The 21,389-nt window shown below is 39.6% G+C and carries 24 protein-coding genes and 4 tRNA genes; 14 read left to right on the top strand and 14 right to left on the bottom strand.

The window, feature by feature from the left end:
* Window positions 1-48: 48 nt before the first annotated feature.
* The 6 genes from hslU to gloA2 all read right to left on the bottom strand — a co-directional run bounded on the left by hslU (window position 49) and on the right by gloA2 (window position 4,791).
* Window positions 49-1,371, bottom strand: a complete 1,323-nt coding sequence (hslU, locus tag X781_RS00785) for an HslU--HslV peptidase ATPase subunit (RefSeq protein ID WP_025235101.1) — start codon at window positions 1,369-1,371, stop codon at window positions 49-51.
* 202 nt (window positions 1,372-1,573) lie between these two features.
* A complete protein-coding gene (gene hslV / locus X781_RS00780) occupies window positions 1,574-2,095 on the bottom strand; it encodes an ATP-dependent protease subunit HslV (RefSeq protein ID WP_025235100.1) in 522 nt (173 codons plus the stop codon).
* Between the two features lie 133 nt (window positions 2,096-2,228).
* Complete coding sequence (locus tag X781_RS00775) at window positions 2,229-2,732, bottom strand: cytochrome b (RefSeq protein ID WP_025235099.1); 504 nt, start codon at window positions 2,730-2,732, stop codon at window positions 2,229-2,231.
* A gap of 69 nt (window positions 2,733-2,801) precedes the next feature.
* Complete coding sequence (gene sfsA, locus X781_RS00770; RefSeq protein ID WP_025235098.1) at window positions 2,802-3,512, bottom strand: DNA/RNA nuclease SfsA; 711 nt, start codon at window positions 3,510-3,512, stop codon at window positions 2,802-2,804.
* 15 nt (window positions 3,513-3,527) lie between these two features.
* Window positions 3,528-4,397 (bottom strand): DMT family transporter, encoded by an 870-nt coding sequence (locus X781_RS00765; RefSeq protein WP_025235097.1) that lies wholly within the window; start codon window positions 4,395-4,397, stop codon window positions 3,528-3,530.
* Between the two features lies 1 nt (window position 4,398).
* On the bottom strand, window positions 4,399-4,791 hold the full coding sequence (gene gloA2, locus X781_RS00760) for an SMU1112c/YaeR family gloxylase I-like metalloprotein (RefSeq protein ID WP_025235096.1): 393 nt from the start codon (window positions 4,789-4,791) through the stop codon (window positions 4,399-4,401).
* A gap of 81 nt (window positions 4,792-4,872) precedes the next feature.
* On the opposite strand from gloA2, the gene mutY reads away from it, so the two are divergent.
* The 8 genes from mutY to ffh all read left to right on the top strand — a co-directional run bounded on the left by mutY (window position 4,873) and on the right by ffh (window position 9,782).
* Window positions 4,873-6,015, top strand: coding sequence for an A/G-specific adenine glycosylase (gene mutY / locus X781_RS00755; protein WP_025235095.1), 1,143 nt, complete (start codon window positions 4,873-4,875; stop codon window positions 6,013-6,015).
* A 10-nt stretch (window positions 6,016-6,025) separates the two neighbouring features.
* Window positions 6,026-6,295: an oxidative damage protection protein gene (locus tag X781_RS00750; protein WP_025235094.1), complete on the top strand. Its 270-nt coding sequence runs from the start codon at window positions 6,026-6,028 to the stop codon at window positions 6,293-6,295.
* Between the two features lie 18 nt (window positions 6,296-6,313).
* Window positions 6,314-7,411, top strand: coding sequence for a membrane-bound lytic murein transglycosylase MltC (gene mltC, locus X781_RS00745; RefSeq protein ID WP_025235093.1), 1,098 nt, complete (start codon window positions 6,314-6,316; stop codon window positions 7,409-7,411).
* A 131-nt stretch (window positions 7,412-7,542) separates the two neighbouring features.
* Window positions 7,543-7,618 (top strand) — tRNA-Phe (locus X781_RS00740).
* Window positions 7,619-7,623: 5 nt separating this feature from the next.
* Window positions 7,624-7,699, top strand: a tRNA-Asn gene (locus X781_RS00735).
* A gap of 171 nt (window positions 7,700-7,870) precedes the next feature.
* A tRNA-Phe gene (locus tag X781_RS00730) sits at window positions 7,871-7,946 on the top strand.
* A 5-nt stretch (window positions 7,947-7,951) separates the two neighbouring features.
* Window positions 7,952-8,027, top strand: a tRNA-Asn gene (locus X781_RS00725).
* 354 nt (window positions 8,028-8,381) lie between these two features.
* Window positions 8,382-9,782 carry a signal recognition particle protein gene (ffh, locus tag X781_RS00720; RefSeq protein ID WP_025235092.1) on the top strand — a complete coding sequence of 467 codons (1,401 nt, stop codon included), beginning with the start codon at window positions 8,382-8,384 and terminating at the stop codon, window positions 9,780-9,782.
* Between the two features lie 75 nt (window positions 9,783-9,857).
* Here ffh and X781_RS00715 read toward each other — a convergent pair whose 3' ends face one another.
* Together X781_RS00715 and X781_RS00710 are read right to left on the bottom strand one after the other, a co-directional pair.
* On the bottom strand, window positions 9,858-11,414 hold the full coding sequence (locus tag X781_RS00715; protein ID WP_025235091.1) for a diflavin oxidoreductase: 1,557 nt from the start codon (window positions 11,412-11,414) through the stop codon (window positions 9,858-9,860).
* 80 nt (window positions 11,415-11,494) lie between these two features.
* Window positions 11,495-11,926, bottom strand: coding sequence for a PAS domain-containing protein (locus tag X781_RS00710; RefSeq protein WP_025235090.1), 432 nt, complete (start codon window positions 11,924-11,926; stop codon window positions 11,495-11,497).
* Between the two features lie 306 nt (window positions 11,927-12,232).
* Between X781_RS00710 and X781_RS00705 the strand changes: the two genes are divergently transcribed.
* From X781_RS00705 to X781_RS00695, 3 genes are all read left to right on the top strand, one after another.
* Window positions 12,233-13,417, top strand: a complete 1,185-nt coding sequence (locus tag X781_RS00705) for an ATP-grasp domain-containing protein (protein WP_025235089.1) — start codon at window positions 12,233-12,235, stop codon at window positions 13,415-13,417.
* A 10-nt stretch (window positions 13,418-13,427) separates the two neighbouring features.
* Window positions 13,428-14,180 carry an esterase family protein gene (locus tag X781_RS00700; protein ID WP_025235088.1) on the top strand — a complete coding sequence of 251 codons (753 nt, stop codon included), beginning with the start codon at window positions 13,428-13,430 and terminating at the stop codon, window positions 14,178-14,180.
* A gap of 133 nt (window positions 14,181-14,313) precedes the next feature.
* On the top strand, window positions 14,314-15,207 hold the full coding sequence (locus tag X781_RS00695; RefSeq protein WP_442914790.1) for an IS256 family transposase, variant Zn-binding type: 894 nt from the start codon (window positions 14,314-14,316) through the stop codon (window positions 15,205-15,207).
* A gap of 123 nt (window positions 15,208-15,330) precedes the next feature.
* On the opposite strand, the gene X781_RS00690 is transcribed toward X781_RS00695, so the two are convergent.
* The 6 genes from X781_RS00690 to fkpA form a co-directional block, all read right to left on the bottom strand.
* Entirely contained in the window at window positions 15,331-16,278 is a 948-nt protein-coding gene (locus X781_RS00690; protein ID WP_025235086.1) for a hypothetical protein, read from the bottom strand.
* A 63-nt stretch (window positions 16,279-16,341) separates the two neighbouring features.
* Window positions 16,342-16,614, bottom strand: a complete 273-nt coding sequence (tusB, locus tag X781_RS00685) for a sulfurtransferase complex subunit TusB (RefSeq protein ID WP_025235085.1) — start codon at window positions 16,612-16,614, stop codon at window positions 16,342-16,344.
* An 8-nt stretch (window positions 16,615-16,622) separates the two neighbouring features.
* Window positions 16,623-16,994, bottom strand: a complete 372-nt coding sequence (gene tusC, locus X781_RS00680) for a sulfurtransferase complex subunit TusC (protein ID WP_025235084.1) — start codon at window positions 16,992-16,994, stop codon at window positions 16,623-16,625.
* Between the two features lies 1 nt (window position 16,995).
* Window positions 16,996-17,373, bottom strand: a complete 378-nt coding sequence (gene tusD, locus X781_RS00675) for a sulfurtransferase complex subunit TusD (RefSeq protein ID WP_025235083.1) — start codon at window positions 17,371-17,373, stop codon at window positions 16,996-16,998.
* Entirely contained in the window at window positions 17,373-18,041 is a 669-nt protein-coding gene (locus X781_RS00670; RefSeq protein WP_025235082.1) for a helix-turn-helix transcriptional regulator, read from the bottom strand. Before X781_RS00670 ends, tusD begins: the two co-directional genes overlap by 1 nt.
* Window positions 18,042-18,136: 95 nt before the next feature.
* Entirely contained in the window at window positions 18,137-18,862 is a 726-nt protein-coding gene (gene fkpA / locus X781_RS00665; RefSeq protein WP_025235081.1) for an FKBP-type peptidyl-prolyl cis-trans isomerase, read from the bottom strand.
* A gap of 86 nt (window positions 18,863-18,948) precedes the next feature.
* On the opposite strand from fkpA, the gene X781_RS00660 reads away from it, so the two are divergent.
* From X781_RS00660 to rimO, 3 genes are all read left to right on the top strand, one after another.
* The gene (locus X781_RS00660; RefSeq protein ID WP_025235080.1) at window positions 18,949-19,170 is read left to right on the top strand and encodes a SlyX family protein; all 222 of its coding nucleotides are present in this window, start codon (window positions 18,949-18,951) and stop codon (window positions 19,168-19,170) included.
* A 53-nt stretch (window positions 19,171-19,223) separates the two neighbouring features.
* On the top strand, window positions 19,224-19,916 hold the full coding sequence (gene mtnN, locus X781_RS00655; RefSeq protein ID WP_025235079.1) for a 5'-methylthioadenosine/S-adenosylhomocysteine nucleosidase: 693 nt from the start codon (window positions 19,224-19,226) through the stop codon (window positions 19,914-19,916).
* A gap of 133 nt (window positions 19,917-20,049) precedes the next feature.
* Window positions 20,050-21,384, top strand: coding sequence for a 30S ribosomal protein S12 methylthiotransferase RimO (gene rimO / locus X781_RS00650; protein WP_025235078.1), 1,335 nt, complete (start codon window positions 20,050-20,052; stop codon window positions 21,382-21,384).
* The last annotated feature ends 5 nt before the right edge of the window (window positions 21,385-21,389 follow it).

Here is a 21,389-nt window from a genome sequence, read left to right as displayed (position 1 = left end):
GATTTACTCAAAAATTGCATAAGAATGAGGCAACTTGTTTATTTCAAATTAAAGAATAAAACGACTTAAATCTTCATTTTCCACCACATCATTTAACGCTTCGGAAACATAGTTTTCGTCAATTACGATTTTTTCTCCACGACGCTCGCTCGCATCAAACGAGATGCCGTCCATTAAGCGTTCAAGCACGGTGTGTAAACGTCTTGCCCCGATGTTTTCGGTTTTCTCGTTCACTCGGAAAGCACTTTCCGCAATGCGGCTGATACCTTCTTTGGTAAACTCAATTTCAACGCCTTCGGTTTTCATTAGCTCACGATATTGCAGCGTTAATGAGGCGTTTGGCTCGGTTAAAATTCGCTCGAAATCTTCTTTGGTTAATGATTTTAATTCCACACGAATCGGTAAACGACCTTGTAACTCCGGTAATAAATCAGACGGGCGAGCTACTTGGAACGCACCTGAGCAGATAAACAGAATGTGGTCGGTTTTCACCATACCGTGTTTAGTGTTTACGGTTGATCCTTCAATAATCGGCAGTAAATCACGTTGAACCCCTTCACGAGAAACATCTCCACCTGAGTGTTCGCCTTTTTTGCAGATCTTGTCGATCTCATCAATAAACACAATCCCGTGCTGCTCTACAGCTTCGATTGCTTGTTGTTTGAGTTCTTCAGGATTAACTAATTTCGCCGCTTCTTCATCTAACATCACTTTTAACGCATCTTTAATTTTCATTTTGCGTTTTTTGGTTTTGTTCGGCGACATTCCCTCGAATAGAGATTGTAACTGAGAAGTCATCTCTTCCATTCCCGGTGGCGTCATAATTTCCACACTCACTTGAGCGGCAACATCAATTTCGATCTCTTTATCGTCTAGCTGACCTTCACGCAATTTTTTGCGGAACGTTTGGCGGGTAGATTGATTATCTGACTCTTGAACATTCCCCCATTGATCTTTCGCCGGTGGCAATAACACATCTAAAATGCGATCTTCCGCCGCATCTTGAGCACGCATTTTGTTTTTTTCTACCGCTTGTTGGCGAACCAATTTCATCGAAACGTCCGCTAAATCACGGATAATCGAATCCACTTCTTTACCCACATAGCCGACTTCGGTAAATTTAGTCGCTTCCACTTTAATGAACGGAGCATTTGCCAGTTTTGCCAAACGGCGGGCAATTTCCGTTTTACCCACACCGGTTGGACCAATCATTAAAATGTTTTTCGGCGTAACTTCTTGGCGAAGATCTTCAGATAACTGCATTCTTCTCCAACGGTTACGCAAAGCGATTGCCACCGCACGTTTTGCATCTTTTTGTCCGATAATATGAGCGTCTAATTCTGAGACGATTTCACGAGGGGTCATTGACATATATTTTGTTCCTTATTAAGTCGTTCCCCTCTTTAGCAAAGAGGGGTTAGGGGAGATTTGGCAGTATAAATTAGCGAAGTGAGGGAAATCTTTTACATTCATATTTAATGAGATATGTAGTGGCAAAATTGAGTATTTTCTTCGTCAATCACTTCTGCCCAATCTCCCCCCTGCCCCTCTTTGCTAAAGAGGGGAGTAAAATTTAAACTTCTTCAATCACGTGGTTATGATTACTGTAAATATCAATATCGCCGGCGATTTTTAACGATTCGGCAACGATCTCTTTCGCAGAGAGGTTATTTTCGGTGCGAAGTAATGCGAGAGCGGCGGCTTTGGCGTAGTTTCCGCCTGAGCCGATTGCCAGTACATCTTGTTCCGGCTCAATCACATCGCCTGAACCTGAAACCAGCAGGAACTCACTTTCATTTGCTACGATCATCATTGCTTCTAAACGGCGTAAAGCACGCTCAGTACGCCACTCTTTTGCCAATTCCACCGCTGATTTCACTAAATGCCCTTGATGTAATTCTAATTTTTTCTCGAATAAATCACGTAGAATAAAGGCATCAGCCGTTGAACCGGCAAAGCCTGTTACCACTTTGTCTTTATATAAACGGCGAACTTTACGCACTGTGCCTTTTTCAATGCAGTTGCCAAGTGTTGCCTGACCATCACCACCGATAGCCACTTTTCCGTCTTTTCGCACGCATACAATTGTTGTCATTTTAAATCCTTCTTTTTAGAAAACTTTCGCTTATATGGGGCTCATTCTCTGCATTTCAATTACAAGCGGTCGTTTTTACTGAATTTTTTGCAAAAAAATGGCTTGAATTTCTCAAGCCATCTTCTTTTTTATTTTAGTGAGCCATACGGTTTAAAATCTTTTTACCTTTAATTTGGTGGTAAATCGCCATCACAATATGACCAGCCGATAACACAAATAGCCCCCACGCAAGTTCGCCGTGAAAGTTGTTACCCAGTGAGACCGCCCATTCGATTTTTTCTGTAGAGCCTTCCATCACTTTCACACCAAACACGTCTAACGGACCTCGTGCTGCCCCATATTGGCGGATTAAAGCAATGGTTGGTACAGCAAGCATTAACACATAAAGTGCAAAATGTCCGAGTGTAACAAAAATATTATCAGGTGCAGGGCGGTTATTTCGATTGATGATCGCCCAAATCACTCGAATAACGATAAGCAACATTAAAATTGCCCCAACAGATTTGTGATAAGGCAACCACTCACGAAACGCCTCTCCCTGAAGCCCTGTATAAAGCATAAAACCAAAGCAAATTGCCATCGTCCAATGTAATGTACGGCTGATTGTGCCGTAAACTTGTGAATTATCTGAACGCATAAGTTCTCCTAGTAAATGTTCGGGCGAAGTATAATAGAAAAAGTACTTTTATACACAAGCTATTTCCGATTATTGCAATTTTCGATTTAATCGTATTCCGTACGGCTTACTGTTTTCAAATATCACATCTACTTTATAAGTCAAAACTTTCACATTTTGTTTTTTAGCTCGCTCAAGCAATTCTGCATATTTAGGGTCGATCTGTTTTGCTACTTCAAACTTCTCAATGCCAGTATGTAAAATGGCGAAAAATATGACCGCTTGTAGCCCTTGTTCGGCAATATTTGCCAGTTCTCGCAAGTGTTTTTGCCCTCGTTCGGTTTTCGCATCGGGGAACATTCCCACCCCGTTTTCCATTAACAATGTGGTGGATTTCACTTCTACAAAACAATCCTGCAAGCGGTCAGATTTTAATAAAAAATCGACACGGCTGTTCTCATTTCCATATTTTTGCTCGGGTAAAATTTGCTGATACTCAGCAAGCTCGCTAATCCATTGATTTTCCAACGCTTCTTGCACAAGCTGATTGGCTCTCAAAGTATTTACGCAAATGAAATCGCCCGATTGTGTTTGGGTCAGCTCCCAAGTGTGGGCGTATTTACGTTTCGGGTTATTGGAAGTGGAAAACCAAACCGTATCGCCTACATTAGCACAACCTGTCATCGCTCCGGTATTCGGGCAATGAATGGTAATTTGATCGCCGTGAGGTAGCTGAATATCGGCAAGAAAACGCTTATAACGACGAAGCAAAATGCCACTAGAAAGAGGAGGAAATTGCATTAGTAAAAAATCCTTTTAAAATGACCGCTTGTATCTTTTCATCATCGGCAGAAAAACAGAAAGTAACGCTGTGCAAATGACGATAATAATACCAATCCAAGTGATAAAGCTCAGTTGCTCCGATAAAAAGAGTAACGCCATTAATAATCCAAACACAGGCTCAAGAGCAAGCAGAATGCCTGCGAGAATAGGGGATGATTGGCTAATGCCTTTGTTCCACAACAACATTGCTAAACTGGTACAAATAATACCGAGATACATCACACTCGCCCACGCCGACAATCCGGTTGGCAATTGCCAATCTTCGGCGAAGAATAATGTGATGGGTAAAGCGGTAATTGCCCCTTGTACTAGTGTGATATTGGTTAAATCTGTAACTTTAACGGATTGTAAAATGTCTTTGCTGAGATACATTCCAATAATAAAACTCAAACTGCCTAACGTTACGAGCAATAGCCCCAGCATATTAATTGAACCGCTATCATCACTCCCTGCTGCCATAATTAGAATGCCGACACAAGCGAACAAACTTAAGATAAAATCTAGCCTTGTTGCCCGTTTTTTAAAGCAGAAATAGCCCACCAATACCGTTAAAAGCGGATTTAGCCCAAGCAATGCAACCGCACTCGCCGCTGAAGTTAATTTCAAACCTGAAAATTGCAAGATTACACAGAGCGGAAAAGTAAGAAAACTAATCAACCAAACTTTAATTTGCTGATTTTGCTGAATTTTTCGATAGGCTCGCATAAAAAACGGCAGAGCGATAAATGCCGCCAGCGTCAGCCGAATTTGCATAATTTGCACAGGGTCAAATTCAGCAATCGCCACTTTACCCACAATAAATGAACTTGCCCAAATTAAGGTTGCAATCAGTAAATATACCATTTTAGATCTCGTAAAATTCTAGCGGTAGATCGTCAGGATCTCGGAAAAAGGTGAAACGTTTGCCGGTAAGATCATCAAGGCGAATGCCTTCGTGTGCCAAATTGTGCTGTTCTAAAAAGGCGATGGCTTGTTCAATGTTTTCAACTTTGAATGCCAAATGACGTAATCCGCAAGTTTCAGGCGAGCTAAAGCGAGGTGGCGTAACCGGAAAGCTAAATAATTCAATTTGCGAGCCGTCTTGAAAACGTAAGTCTAATTTGTAACTATCTCGTGCGGTTCTGTAGGTTTCTTCAATAATTTCCGCACCTAAAATCTGGGTGTAGAAATGTTTGGATTTTTCATAATCCGACACAATCATAGCAACGTGGTGGAAGCCTAGAATAGGAGATTTCATTTTTTCCTCGATGTGTAAAATTTTTGGCAAAAACAACCGCTTGCAGTATGATGATTTCTTTTTTCGATTTCAAGATGTTTAATGAATAGCAATTCTTCACAATATCCGTTAGCAACAGCGAAAGTGTCTGATCCATTTGCAAAATCTGTATTAGCTTGGTTTGAGCAATACGGGCGTAAACATTTGCCTTGGCAACAAAATAAAACCTTGTATAAAGTTTGGTTGTCAGAAGTGATGTTGCAACAAACTCAAGTTGCCACCGTTATTCCTTATTTTGCACGTTTTACGGAACGATTTCCAACTGTTACTGACTTAGCTAATGGCTCTATTGATGAAGTGCTGCATTTATGGACGGGCTTGGGCTACTACGCACGAGCGAGAAACTTGCATAAAGCAGCACAGCAGATTCGAGATGAATTTGGTGGTGAGTTTCCCACAACATTTGATGATGTGTTGGCATTGTCCGGTGTGGGGAGAAGTACAGCGGGGGCGATTTTGTCTTCGGTGTTAGATGCTCCGCACCCGATTTTAGACGGCAACGTTAAACGTGTGTTAAGCCGCTATTTTGCGGTGGAAGGCTGGGCTGGCGAAAAGGCGGTTGAAAATCAACTTTGGCAGTTAAGTGAAAGTGTTACGCCAACGGAACAGGTGGCTGATTTTAACCAAGCAATGATGGATTTGGGGGCGATGATTTGTACTCGCTCTAAGCCCAAATGCCTGCTCTGCCCGTTACAAGAACATTGCCAAACAAATACAATGCAAGCGTGGGATAAATTCCCAGCCAAGAAGCCAAAGAAAACGCTCCCCGAACGCCAAGCCTATTTTTTAATTCTGAAAAATGGCTCAAAAGTGTTATTACAAAAGCGGGAAGCAAAAGGTATTTGGGGTGGATTATTTGCCTTTCCACAATTTGGCAGTTTAGAGGAACTCAAGCGGTCAGATTTAGTAGGAAATTTACAAATTTCGCAACAATTAACCACTTTTAGACACACATTCAGCCATTTTCATTTAGATATCACCCCCATTTTGGTAGATCTAAATGTGCAAAAAATAGCTAAAATCTTACCGCTTGTGGCAGAAGAAAACGCAGGAAATTACCTTTCTACTGTATCTTCAGAGGCGGATTATTGGTATGATTTCAGCCAACATAATGAAATAGGTTTAGCCACGCCGGTTAAACGCATTTTAGATGAACTGGCGTTTAGCGTAACAAACAAAAATTAAGGATTAGATTATGGCTCGTACCGTATTTTGCGAATACCTAAAACAAGATGCCGAAGGCTTAGACTTTCAACTGTATCCGGGCGAACTCGGCAAACGTATTTTTGATACTATCAGCAAACAAGCGTGGTCTGAGTGGATCAAAAAACAAACAATGATCGTTAATGAAAAAAAACTCAGTATGATGAATCCGGAACATCGCAAATTACTTGAAGAAGAGATGGTCAATTTCTTGTTTGAAGGTAAAGAAATCGTCATTGAAGGCTACAAGCCAATCGAATAATTCAAGGTTAAATTCAAAATGAAAAAATATGCAAAATATTTGCCAATGCTGGCAATTATTCCTTTTCTTATTGCCTGTGGAAGCAATAAATCTTCCAGTGGTAAAAAACCGAAATCTACTCGTGTAGATTATTCAAAAGATACTAATGGGTTAGATATTTTAACCGGTCAGTTTTCTCATAATATTGATGATATTTGGGGAAGTAATGAGCTTTTAGTGGCGAGTAAAAAAGATTACGTAAAATATACGGATAAATTCTACACTCGTAGCCACATTTCCTTTGAAGAAGGGGTGATTACTATTGAGACCTTAGGCGATCAAAATCATCTCCGCAACTCCATTGTTCACACTTTATTAATGGGTCGAGATCCTAAAGGCATTGACTTGTTTGCATCAGGCGATGTGCCAATTAGTACAAATCCGTTCTTAAAAGGTCAGATAAAAGATCAATTCGGTCGCGATATTACTAATGTCGCTCTTGCAAATGATTTTGCTACCTATCTTATTCAACATAAAGCCCAAACTCGTCGCTTAAAAAATGGTCGAAATGCGATGTATGTAGCGATTAAAATGGTGGAAGGGCACGTTGAAGTCCGTGCAAGACAATACTTACCGCTTGTGCGTAAAATGGCGAGACAATATGGCATTGAGCCAAGCCTCATTTTAGGGATTATGGAAGTGGAATCGGCATTCAACCCTTATGCGGTAAGTTATGCGAATGCAATTGGTTTGATGCAGGTTGTGCCTCGTACTGCTGGACGTGATATTTTTGCCCGTAAAGGTATGGGGGGGCAACCAAGCCGTGAATATCTCTATAATCCATCAAATAATATTGATGCAGGTACGCTCTACTTAACTATTTTGCGTGATGAATACTTAGATGGCATTGCTGACCCTGTTGCAAAACGCTATGCAATGATTTCTGCCTATAACAGTGGTGCCGGAGCGGTATTGCGGGTGTTTGATTCCGATAAGTATGAGGCAATTGATAGAATTAACGATTTATCTGCCGATGCGGTTTATCGTATTTTAACCACCGCTCACCCATCTTCTCAAGCAAGAAATTATTTAAGAAAAGTAACAACAGCGAGAGAAAAATATCGAAATATTCGATAATGCGTGAATTATGTTGTTTTTTAGCCTAAAAGTATAAAAAAAGCACATTTAAACAGGCATTTTTTTAAATTCAGCAAAAAGTGTTTGACGTTGGGGACTGAAATCAGCATAATGCACCACGCAACGACGTTGCCTCGATAGCTCAGTCGGTAGAGCAGGGGATTGAAAATCCCCGTGTCGGTGGTTCGATTCCGCCTCGAGGCACCATCTATTCCTCCTTAGTTCAGTCGGTAGAACGGTGGACTGTTAATCCATATGTCGCAGGTTCGAGTCCCGCAGGAGGAGCCATATTTTGAAACCCTGATAAGAAATTATCGGGGTTTTTACTTTTTACAAATGCACAATTGAATGAGATTGTTCAATTTTTAGTATTATGCGATCAAAAAGGTTAAATTTCTGATAATTATATTTGACGAAGCCCTAAAAAATCAGCATAATGCACTCCGCAAATGACGAGTTGCCTCGATAGCTCAGTCGGTAGAGCAGGGGATTGAAAATCCCCGTGTCGGTGGTTCGATTCCGCCTCGAGGCACCATCTATTCCTCCTTAGTTCAGTCGGTAGAACGGTGGACTGTTAATCCATATGTCGCAGGTTCGAGTCCCGCAGGAGGAGCCATATTTTGAAGCCCTGATAAGAAATTATCGGGGCTTTTTCCTTTTTCGCACTTTCTTTTAATCGTTTTAACTGCTGTGCATAAAATTATAAAAAATTATGTGATTTACCTCTCATTTCTGAAACAAATATGAAAATTTTACTTCACTTTTAAGAAGTATTCGGAGTATTATCCTCAACACAATAATTAAATAATAATGATTCCTCGAATATCGTCAAATTTTACGACATAGCCTAAACCCCTATGTCGTTTTTTTATTTCCCTATAATCCCACCGCTTTTTTTTGTATAATGTCCGTAATTTCCCGCTTGCAAGCGGTCATTTTTTTCTAAAATTTTGCACATTGAGAACCCAATATGTTTGAGAACCTATCCGATAGACTTTCCAAAACCCTGCGTAACATTACGGGTAAAGGTCGTTTAACCGAAGAAAATATTAAAGACACCCTGCGTGAAGTGCGTATGGCATTGCTTGAGGCGGATGTTGCCCTACCTGTGGTGCGTGATTTTATTAATAAGGTCAAAGAGCGTGCAGTAGGCGTTGAGGTAAACAAAAGCCTCACTCCGGGTCAAGAATTCTTAAAAATCGTCCAAAGCGAATTAGAAAGTGCGATGGGCGAAGCCAATGAGGAACTCAACCTTGCGGCTCAACCGCCTGCGGTCATTTTAATGGCGGGTTTACAAGGTGCGGGTAAAACCACCTCGGTCGGCAAATTGGCGAAATTCTTAAAAGAACGCCACAAGAAAAAAGTATTAGTGGTCTCTGCCGACGTTTACCGCCCGGCGGCGATTAAACAGCTCCAAACGCTTGCTGAAGCGTTAAAAGTGGACTTCTTCCCTACCGAAACCAGTCAAAAGCCGGTAGCGATTGCTGAAGCTGCACTCAAACACGCTAAACTCAATTTCTTTGATGTGTTGATTGTCGATACCGCCGGTCGTTTGCATGTTGATGGCGAGATGATGGAAGAGATCCAACAAATTCACGCTGTGCTGAACCCGATTGAAACCTTGTTTACCGTTGATGCAATGACCGGTCAAGATGCGGCAAATACGGCAAAAGCGTTCAATGAAGCATTACCGCTCACCGGGGTAATTCTCACCAAAGTTGATGGTGATGCTCGTGGTGGTGCGGCACTTTCTATCCGCCAAATCACCGGCAAGCCGATTAAATTCTTGGGTGTGGGCGAGAAAACCGATGCGTTAGAGCCGTTCCATCCTGATCGTGTTGCCTCCCGTATTTTAGGTATGGGCGATGTAATGTCGTTAATTGAAGACTTACAACGTTCGGTCGATCAAGAAAAAGCTGAGAAAATGGCGGCAAAATTCAAGAAAGGGGACGATTTCACCCTTGAAGATTTCCGTGAGCAGCTTATCGAAATGAAGAAAATGGGCGGAATGATGTCGATGTTAGACAAACTCCCAGGAGCGAAAAATTTACCTGATCACGTTAAAAATCAAGTGGACGACAAAATGTTCGTGAAAATGGAAGCGATCATCAACTCTATGACGCTAAAAGAGCGAGCTAACCCGGATATTATCAAAGGCTCACGCCGTCGCCGTATCGCACTCGGTTCAGGTACACAGGTACAAGATGTCAATAAACTACTCAAACAATTTGACGATATGCAGCGTATGATGAAAAAAATGCGTAAAGGCGGAATGTCGAAAATGATGCGTGGAATGAAAGGCTTAATGGGCGGAGGAATGGGAGGCTTAGGTGGTCTTGGCAACTTAGGCGGAATGTTCGGCAAGCGGTAAAATTTTCACATTTTTTTGCAAAACACAAAGGCACAAATTCAGTTTTGTGCCTTTTTCATTGAGGAGTTTTAAAGATTAATATACATCTCGCATTAAACGCCCTTCTGCCACAAGCTTTGCAATGATATTATTAAAATCATCCACATAAGGCTGACCGCCGATTTCTTCCGCAATTTTAATGATTTCCGCATCAATGGCTTTGCTCATTGCCTTACTTCCACAAATGTAGAAATAAGCCCCCTGTTGAATCAATTTCCAAACGAGTTCGGCTTGGTTAGCTAAAGCGTTTTGCACATAAAACTTCTCCGCCTGATCGCGTGAGAATGCAGTAAATAGTTGCGTTAATGTGCCGTTGGCGAGATAGTTTTCCAATTCTGCTTGATAGAGAAAATCTTTCGAACGATAACGCTCCCCAAAAAATAGGTAGCTTTCCACATTTTGATATTGGCTTTCTAACTCTTGTAAAAAGGCAATATGCGGTGCAATACCTGTACCGGAACCAATCATTACTACAGGAGCATTTAAATGTTCAGGTAAACGGAAGTTTGGATTTGCTTTTGCAAAAATTGAAACAAATTCACCCGCTTGTAATTTGGCTAGATAGTCGCTCGCTGTGCCTTGGTAAGCTCTGCCGTTTAAATCATAATAGACGTGTCGAACGCATAAATCCACATAATCAGAGTGCGTTTTACCACAAGAGCTAATTGAATAAGCACGAGCGGATAAGTTGGATAACATCGGCTCTAAATCCGCTAATGTAACGGTTTTGTTCGGGTCAAAATCTTGTAGCACATCTAATAAATCTCGTCCGTATAAATATTGTTCTAGTGCTTTTTTGTTGGAAATTTTCGTTAAGTCTTTTAACGCTTGGCTGCCACAAATTTTTTGAATATCACGCAGCACATTTTTACTTAATAAGCGTAATTCTTTATTGCGTAGTACATCAAGAGCCTGTGTATCATCAAACCACTCAGCATATTGGTTTAACAGCTGTTCAGGCTGGTTTACTTTGATATAAATTAAATCCCCTGCTTGATAGAAAATACCGCTATTCTTAAGCGATAATCGAAGATGATAAACAGGCGGATTTGAATTGGCTAAATGCTTAATTTCTAGCACTTCTGCTTGATAAGTCGCATCTTCTCCATACACTTGTACAGAAAGCTGATGGGTTAGCGGAGCTTCATTAAGCTGAGTTAAAACCTGCTGCACAAGTGGCAACCACTGTTTAAAGATTTCTTGATAATTTAGGTCTGCATCTACCCTTTCAATCACGGCTTGGGCTTGTTTTGCCTGCAATAAGCAGTCTAATTGTTTGCTATAGCCACAGAATTTATCGTAAGTAATATCACCCAGTCCGAAAATGGCATATTTCACATTACAAGCGGTCAAATTTTCCAATTTTTCTGCAAATTCATCAGCATTTTCAGGTGGTTCGCCATCACCAAATGAACTGGTTAAAACCAGCAATAAGCTATTTGGTTTGAAAGTGGTTAAATCCGTTTCATTAAGGGTGGAAAGGCTCATTGAGTAGTGATTTAAAAAAGGTTGTTGGGCTAACTGTTGGGCAAGTTTCTCTGCGTTGCCAGACTCTGAACCATAAGCGATGTGAATATGGGTAATGAGAGACATAAAAACTCCTCGAAAACTAAAAGGAATAAAAAATTGCGTGCAAAAGAGAGCTTCTTTTACACGCAATCCTAGCTTTTTAATTATTCGCCGTAGAAGTCATCAAAGATTTCTTTGGCTGTTTCTACTGCTTCAAAGTTTGTCATTAAATCGTTAATTACACGGCGAACGCTGATGTAACCTGTGATATTGCCTGCTTCATCAAACATTGGCTGAACGGTGGTATCAACCACATAAACTACACCACCTTTACCGCAGTTTGGTACGATACCCGTCCAAATTTTACCTGCTTGAATGGTATCCCACATATTTTTATAAACTTCTTTCGGCACTGCTGGGTGGCGAACGATATTGTGAGGTTGTCCAATTAACTCTTCTCGAGAAAAACCTGTTAAACGACAGAAAAGATCGTTAGCGTAAGTAATTACACCTTGTAAATCGGTAGTTGAAATCACTAAGGTATCTTGTACTGCTTTTAAGATAGCTTCATTTGAAGGAACAATTTGTTCAGCCATTTTAAATCTCCCATTAGATAGATTGATGTTGTAATTTACCAGTATCAGCACTGATGAATACAATTAGCATAATAGATAGCCATTGTGATGTAAATTAGAAATAGTGCGAGTTTGTGAAAAATATCCTAGTAAATTAATAAGGTTACTTTTTTGTTAAATATCAATTCCAAAATCATTAAACACACGTTATTTAAAAGTTTATTTTTTGTTGCAAAGTTATTTGTTTGAATATATTTTGCAATTTAATTAATTTAGCCTACAATCACTTTATTGAATTAATAATATGCAAACTCAAAAGGAAAACTTATGTCCAGACCACTCAATTTTGTGATGATTTCCCCTCACTTCCCTACGAACTTTGAAACTTTTGCCGTTCGTTTGCGTGAAGCGGGTTTTAATACCTTAGGTATTGCCGATGCACCTTATGAATCGCTTAGCGAAAACCTTCGTAATTCTTTAACGGAATATTATCGTGTCGATAATATGGAAGATTATGAACAGGTTTACCGTGCAGTTGCCTATTTTGCTCACAAATATGGGCGGATTGATCGCATTGAATCGCACAATGAGTATTGGTTGGAATTGGATGCCAAATTGCGTACCGACTTTAACGTGTTTGGTTATAAAACTGACGATATGTTGGCAATTAAAACCAAAGCCCAAATGAAAGAAGTTTTCCGTAAAACAGGCTTAAAAGTGGCAAAAGGTCGAGTGTTCAAAAATGATGAAGATGCTCGCAAATTAGCGAAAGAATTAAAATTCCCGGTGATCATCAAGCCAAACTCAGGCGTCGGAGCAAGCGATACTTATAAAATTAAATCTGCTGAAGAATTAGAAGCCTTTTTTGGTTATAAAACGCCAACCGTTGAATACATTATGGAAGAGTTTATTGATGGCGATATTATTACCTTTGACGGTTTAACCGACCACCAAGGCAATATTGTGTTCTACTCCAGCCTGGAATATTCTGAAGCGGTATTAGATACCGTATCTAAAGATAGTGATATGTATTACTACGTGCCACGCGAAATTTCACCAAAATTAGTTGAAATGGGTAAAAAATGTGTGGACGCTTTTAACGTCAAAGAACGCTTTTTCCACTTTGAATTTTTCCGTGTGAAAGGCAGTAAAAAAGACGAAATATTGCCACTTGAAATTAATTGCCGTCCACCGGGTGGTTTAACCATTGATATGTGGAACTACGCCAACGATTTTGATGTATTCCGTGAATTTGCAAATATTGTGAAAGAAAACAAATTCTACTCAGATATTCAACACCCTTGGAATGTGGTTTATATTTCTCGCAAAGCAAATCAAAACTATGTAAATTCAATTGAAGCCGTATGTGAGAAGTTTGCAGGCAATATTATCAGCGTGCAAACTGTACCGGGCGTATTTGCCAAAGTAATGGGCGAGAAAGGCATTTTAGCTCGCACTGAAACAATGGAACAAATGCGTGAAATCGCACAATTCGCACAAGCTAAGCAATAAGAGGTGAACTATGCATTTTGAAAAAAGAAGCCACTGGAGTGGCGAATTAGGGCGTGAGATGTCATTCAACGTTTACGGACACGCAGGCAAACCCGTTATTGTTTTTCCGTCATCAGGCGGTAATGAAAATGAATATGGCAATTTTGGTATGATTGATGCGTGCCGTTCATTTATCGAAAGAGGTTTGGTTAAATTCTATACGCCGGACTCTTATGATGCAGAATCTTGGTTATCTAAGCATAAATCAGGACACGATATGGCATTGGCTCACAATGCTTACGACCGCTACATTATTCACGAACTTGTGCCGTTAATACGCCACGAATCGCAATGGAATGGCACAATGATGGCGACAGGTTGCAGTATGGGAGCATTCCATACGGTGAATTTTGCCCTACGCCACCCTGATTTATTTGATGTTGCTATTGCGTTAAGCGGTGTTTACGATGCACGTTTCTTCACAGGCGAATTTTATGGTGATCAAGCGGTCTATTTTAACTCGCCGATTGATTATGTATGGGGACAAAACGATGATTGGTTCTTAGATCGTTATCGTCAAAACCATTATGTTATTGCCGTTGGACAAGGTGCTTGGGAAGAACAACACGTTGAAGATACCCGTCGCCTACAAGAAGCCTTTAAGGCAAAAGGTATTGAGGCTTGGTTTGATTATTGGGGTTTTGATATCGACCACGACTGGCCGACTTGGCGTAAACAGATACCTTATTTCTTAAATAAATTAGAAAGACAAGGGATTATTTAATTAGATTAAATAGACAAGCGGTTGATTTTGTAAAAAATTTGGTATAGTGGACAAAATTGAGTCTGTAAATTAGGTTAAAACCTTGTAATATAAGGCTTTAACCTACTTTTTATAAAAATGCCTAAAAAATTGCATTTTCTGCTCATCTTTTAATCTCAAAAAATACGGTAAAATTAACGGTATCCAACGCTATAAATGCCTTGATTGTAACCGTAACTTTGTCGCATCTAAGCGACTTAATTCCGAAGAAATTTGGTTTAAGTACAGTTCTCAAAAACAAACGATTCAACAACTTGCTTTTGAATACCAATGTTCTGAACGGACGATTAGAAGGCATCTCGAAAAAGCGACAAAAGCCGAGCAAAAATCTCTTCCTCAAACAGTAAATATCGTGATGGATACCACTCACTTTAAACAACGTTTTGCTGTACTTATCCTAATGGATTCCTTATCTTTAAAGCCGATTTATTTTCACTTTATTTCTGCGGAGAAAAATCAATATTATTTTGACGCTATCTCAGCGTTAATTGAAAAAGGAATTAACATTCAATCAATTACCTGTGATGGAAGAAGAGGATTATTAAATGCTTACCCCAATATTCCTACCCAAATGTGCCACTTCCATCAAATCGGGCGAGGTATTTTTTATTTAACAAAATCACCAAAATCAGAGGCAGGAAAAGAGCTACTATCGCTTTATTACTCACTTAAATTTCAAACACAAGAGACACTTACTCTAGCCCTATCTGTATGGTTAAATAAACATAAAGGTTATTTCAATGAACATTCTGCAACCAACCCAAAACGATTTAAACATAAGCGATTACGGAGTGCTTATTGGGGTTTAAAACGTAGCATAAACTATCTATTTACCTATCAAGCGTATCCCGAGTTAAACATTGCACATACAACCAACTTGGTGGAGTCATTTTTTAGACAAATGAAAGTCAAATTAGTGCCACATCAAGGACTAACTGATGAACATAAGATGATGTTTATAAAGGATTTTGTTTGCCAAAAGAGTTGAAAATAAAGCCATAGCAGACTCAAAAATGTCCACTATGGCTAGTTCATTGGGAAATCAGACTCAATTTTGTCCACTATCCCAAAAATTTTGTAAAATCAACCGCTTGTAATTTATAGATAGAAATTAGAAAATCGCTTCTAAACGTACAAATGTGTGAATAAAGTGCTTACGATCTTTATCTTTATCGTTGTAGAAACTAATTTCCGGTTGGATAAAGAGCCAATTACGCCAAATTGGTTGGCGGTAAGTTACAAATGGTCCCCAGTGATTAAATCTTGATAAATCTTTATCTAAACGTCCACCGAAGCTGATACCGTAACTGATATGCGTAAGCGGTTTGAAGTTATGCTGACGATATAAACTGTTTCCCCAGCTTCTTTCTTCATCTAAATCATTACGATACTCAAAATGAGTATGATTCATAATGAAGGTTGTATCCGTTTCATTATATTTATTTTCAAAGTTTGTGCGTAAATAGTGCTTACTCTCCGAACCATAACGATAGATTTGTTCTAAACGAGTAGTAAATTGGTCGGTAATTTTCCAATCTTTACTAACACGGACACGCCCGAAAATATCGCTACCGGAACGAACACCAACGTCAAAATCGGTTTCAATCCCTAATGCTTTAATACCATCAGACCAACGTAAACCGATAGAAGCGTTAGAATCTCTTGCTTCGCGGGAATTATAACGTTTGTTAGCCTTAATATCTTTGTATAATTTTCCAACGTGGTTTTTATCGGTTAATTCATTATCAAGCTCGTCATCACCAAATACCACATTTAGATGTTTTTTTAATACGGGCAATTTGATTTTACCGCGAACACGAGGCTTAACGGTAAATTTGTCATATTTATCCCAGCGGCTGTCTAGCATAACACGCAAAGAAGCCGTACCGGGCTTGTCTGGGTCAGCTTCGCCTAACCAATCGTTAATATTATTTGCCCAACGGTCCAATGTATTACTGGCTTTGCTATGTTGCTGATCAACCCAATTTGGATCATTTTGTTGTGCCACAGCAAAAACAGGGGCAACTGCAAGTAAAGAAACAAGGTATTTTGTTCTCATAATAACTCCTCCTTTTAAAGTAGCTCCCATCATAATTCAATTTATTTGCCATTACAAAGAAAATTACAATGCTGTTTGAGGAAAATAACGTTCAGTTAATTTCACACATTCTGCTAATGAAATGGTGCGAAATTCAGAGAGAGTTTGTTGTAATCCTCTTGCGATAACATCTTGTTCTAAGAGATAACAACGGGGCAAATTTGCAAAAAATTGTGGATTTTTGACCGCTTGTAACACGCCATCTTGCCATAAAATGACGGCATCATTGTCATTCAAATGATGTAACAGACTAAGCATTTCATCATCATATTGTGCTTTGGAAAGGGTATAAAGCATTGTATTCCTTAAAAAGTCATCACTTTTTCAGCTTGATTGAGTAACATCATTATTTCAGCTTGCGTTTTACATTGAACATTTGGCAATATCCAACGTGCATTCTCCAATCTACGCACATTCACGCTCTCTTGGCAGACAAAACATTCACTTAAATCATAAAGATCTAACAATTTAAACGTAGAGATATGATCTTTTTGCAGAATTTGTTCCGGCTGTTGATTTGAAATTAAATTGAACACGCCATCATTGATAAAGCAAATAGCGAGCTCTTGCTCATCACAAAATGCACTTGCCGCAAGTAAGGCATCTAGCCCTTCACGGCTAACTGATGAACCAAAAGGAGGCTGGGTAAAAAGAAAAGCAATTTTATATTTTTTCATTTTAAAACGTGAGAAGTCTGTCCGCTTTTAATACAGCCTGGCTGAATTCACCAAGCCCTGCGAGGGTAAAACCTTGTGCTAAATTGGTGGTGGCGGAAGAGGAAGTTTGCTCATCCACAATGCCTCTACGCTGAGCGGCGGCGATGCACAAATGCAGTTGCAAGCGGTGTAATTCGGCTAATTTTTGCCATTTTTCGATTAAATTAATTTCATCACTTGCAGGATTAACCAATGTATTGGCATTACTTACGCCTTCTTGAAAAAAGAATACTTGGCGAATATTGTGCTTTGCTTGTAATAATTCTTCCGCCACTTGGTAGGCTAAATACGCCCCTTGCGAGCCATAAACGGGAGATTTTATCGCTAATACATAGTCCATTAATCACTCTCCCCTTTCTCCGGTTGCTTGATTTGGCGAATGTAGAGATAAACCGTGTGGCGAGAAATATCCAGCTTCTCAGCTACTTGGTTAATCGCATCTTTAATATCAAAAATGCCTTTTTCAAACAGAGAAATTACGATTTGGCGATTTTTATTATTGTTAGAAATCGTTCGATCCGCCATCACATCATCAATGGTGGTTTGAATGGTTTGAGCTACTAAATCTTCCACCGAACTGGCAAAGGTAACATCTGCCGCTTCGTCTTGCGGAGCAATAAAGGAGCTGAGGAATTGCGAAGTCGGCACTTCTAAATTGATATTAATGCACAACAGTCCGATAACGTGCTGCTTGCCGTTACGAATAGCCACCGTGATAGATTTCATCAACACGCCGCCTTTTGCTTTGGTGAAATAAGGCTTAGACACGCTATCCGTTGCCATATGATGTAGCGATTTTAACGCACGGTCAGTAATCGGTGAGCCAATTTTACGATTGGTATTGTGTCCGTTTGCAATATAAATCGCGGAATGTTCAAGAAACTCTAATGAATGGAGAACAATTTCACAATGCTCGCCGATAAGAGCGGCAATGCCATCTACAATGGGGAAGTAAGAAGCAAGAATTGCGTGATCTTCATCAGAAAAAGGCGTGAATTTTTTGGTCATAATATAAATTACAAGCGGTTAGTTTTATCACATTTTTTGCAAATCTTATAATAAATCTAACCGCTTGTGTAGCTTCAATGAGAATTGAATATCAATTATTTCTTAGCATCTGCCGCTTTAAAATCTAATAATTCAATTTCAAATTTTAAGGTTGAATTGGCTGGAATTTTACCTGCTGCACGCTCACCATAGCCCAATTTCGGTGGAACAACAATTTCCATTTTACCGCCTTTTTTCAACATTGGGATTGCTTCAATCCACGCCGGAATGAGTTGGTTTAATTGGAATTCAATCGGCTCACCACGATCGTATGAACTATCAAACACCGTACCGTCTGTTAAAGTACCTTTATAGTGAACTTTAACCGTATCTTGCGGTTTTGGAGATTCGCCTTCACCTGCTTTTTCAATTTTGTATAACAAGCCCGAAGAGGTTTCTTTCACGCCGGCTTGTTTTTTGTAATCTGCACGGAATTTATCGCCTGCTGAAACAGTGGCTTTCGTTTTTTCTTCGTTAATTTTAGCTTCTTTCGCTGACAAATAAGCATCTAAAGATTTTAACTGTTTTTGTAAATCTTCATCAGTTAATTTACCTGTTTTCTTCAGTGTGTCTTGCACACCCGCTAAAATTTTATCCTGATTATAAGTAAAAATCTCTTTTTGTGATTCGATCACACCATTGATATTTTTACCCATTAATACACCAACCGCATAAGATGATTCATCAACAAATTTTGGATCAGCTTTTTCTTCAGCCATTGCATTTGTTGCAAAAAATGCCCCTGCAAGAACGGCAGCTACGGATAACTTCATTTTTAACATAATTTTTCCTTATAAAAATAACTGTTAAGAAGACTTTAGATAGGGTAAAGTGTAATTTCATTTCACACAACCTTTTTTTCACTAAAATGGATAATAATTGTACATTATCGGCAAGAATTACCGAATTGGAGACGAAAGTTGCCTTTCAAGAGTTGATTATTGAGGAGTTAAATCAATCATTAATCGAGCAACAATTTGCGATAGATAAGCTACAAACTCAAATTCGCCATATTGCTGAAAAATTAAAAGGGGCTCAAGTAAGCCAAGTGGCTTCACGTTCTGAAGAAACACCCCCACCTCACTATTAATGCTGTTAAAATAGCATTTTTTAATTAAATAGAATTGTAGAGAAAGCAAAATAATGAAAATTGGTATTATTGGTGCAATGGCACAAGAAGTTGAAATTTTACGCAACTTAATGGTTGAACCGAAAATCACGGAATTAGCAGGCTGTAAAATTTTTGAAGGAAAAATTAACAATACGCGTATTGCGTTATTACAATCAGGCATTGGTAAAGTATCGGCTGCCATCGGTACAACATTACTTATTCAGCTCACGCAACCTGATATGATTATTAACACAGGTTCTGCTGGTGGCTTAGACTCAAACTTAAATGTGGGCGATATTCTCATTTCAACCGAAGTACGTCATCACGATGTTGATGTAACCGCTTTCGGCTATGAAATCGGGCAACTTCCTGCAAATCCAGCCGCATTTGAGCCAAACGAACAATTAGTCGAACTCGCCCAAAAAGAAGCGAAAAAAGCAGGTTTTAATGTGGTTTCAGGCTTAATTTGTAGTGGCGATGCCTTTATCAATGGCAAAGAAAAAATTAACGAAATCCGCCAAAACTTCCCAAATGTTGTGGCAGTAGAAATGGAAGCGGCGGCGATTGCTCAAGTTTGTAATGGTTTTGGCGTGCCGTTCGTGATTGTGAGAGCGGTTTCTGATGTGGCAGATAAAGAGTCTCATCTATCATTTGAAGAATTTTTACCTTTAGCGGCTGAGAAATCATCTGCTATTGTGTTAGCAATGCTGAATGATATTGACTAACTATTTGCAAAACTTTATCAAAAAATGACCGCTTGTTATCGCTATTTGCGGCAATTTTTTGTAAAATCTCGCTAGTTTTTTGCCTACAAGACAAAAGTTGTAGGCATTTTCTTTTTTAATTGTTGAGAGTTATATGAGTGCTACCCCGAATATTGGTTTTATCAGCTTAGGCTGCCCTAAAAATTTAGTTGATTCCGAACGTATTTTAACCGAGCTGCGTGCTGATGGTTATAACATTATTCCAAGCTATGAAGATGCCGATTTAGTGATTGTAAACACCTGCGGATTTATTGATTCTGCGGTGCAAGAATCATTGGAAAGCATTGGCGAAGCCTTAGAAGCAAACGGAAAAGTGATCGTTACAGGCTGCTTAGGAGCAAAAGAGAACCAAATTCGCGAAGTTCACCCGAAAGTATTGGAGATCACAGGTCCGCACAGTTATGAAGCGGTGATGAACCACGTTCACAAATATGTGCCGAAACCGGAATTTAATCCTTACACTAGCCTTGTACCAAAACAAGGCGTAAAACTCACACCAAAGCATTACGCTTACTTAAAAATTTCAGAAGGCTGTGATCATCGTTGTACATTCTGCATCATTCCGTCAATGCGTGGCGATTTGGCAAGCCGCCCTATCGTACAAGTATTAGATGAAGCAAAACGCTTGGTGGACGCTGGTGTAAAAGAGTTATTAATTGTCTCTCAAGACACCTCTGCTTACTCATTAGATCGCAAAAAAGAAGAAGCCACTAAAACCGTTTTCTGGAACGGTATGCCGATTAAAAGTAACTTAATCACACTTTGTGAGCAATTAGGTTCAATGGGCGTTTGGGTGCGTTTGCACTACGTTTATCCGTATCCACACGTAGACGATTTAATTCCACTAATGGCAGCAGGCAAAATTCTGCCGTATTTGGATATTCCACTTCAGCACGCCAGCCCGAAAATTTTAAAAGCAATGAAACGCCCCGGCTCGATTGAAAGAACCCTTGAGCGTATCAAAAAATGGCGTGAAATCTGCCCTGAATTAACGCTACGTTCCACTTTTATTGTCGGTTTCCCGGGCGAAACAGAGGAAGATTTCCAACTATTACTCGATTTCTTAAAAGAAGCCCAACTTGACCGTGTCGGCTGCTTTAAATTCAGCCCGGTGGAAGGTGCAGTTGCAACCGATATGCCGGATCAAGTACCGGAAGAAGTAAAAGAAGAACGCTTCCACCGCTTTATGCAGTTACAGCAACAAATTTCAGCCGAGCGTTTACAGGCTAAAATCGGTAAAACCTTACCTGTAATCATTGATGAAATTGATGAAGAAGGTATTATCGGGCGTTCAATGGCTGATGCACCGGAAATTGACGGTGTCGTGTATGTTGATAATCTTGAAAATAAAGACGTGAGTGTCGGTCAAGTTATTTCAGTAACCATTACCAATGCAGATGAGTACGATCTGTGGGGAACGTTGAACTAAGGACA

The sequence above is a fragment of the Mannheimia sp. USDA-ARS-USMARC-1261 genome (genome assembly GCF_000521605.1).
GTDB classification, from domain to species: Bacteria; Pseudomonadota; Gammaproteobacteria; order Enterobacterales; family Pasteurellaceae; genus Mannheimia; species Mannheimia indoligenes.
This window is presented reverse-complemented; position numbering and strand designations above follow the sequence as displayed.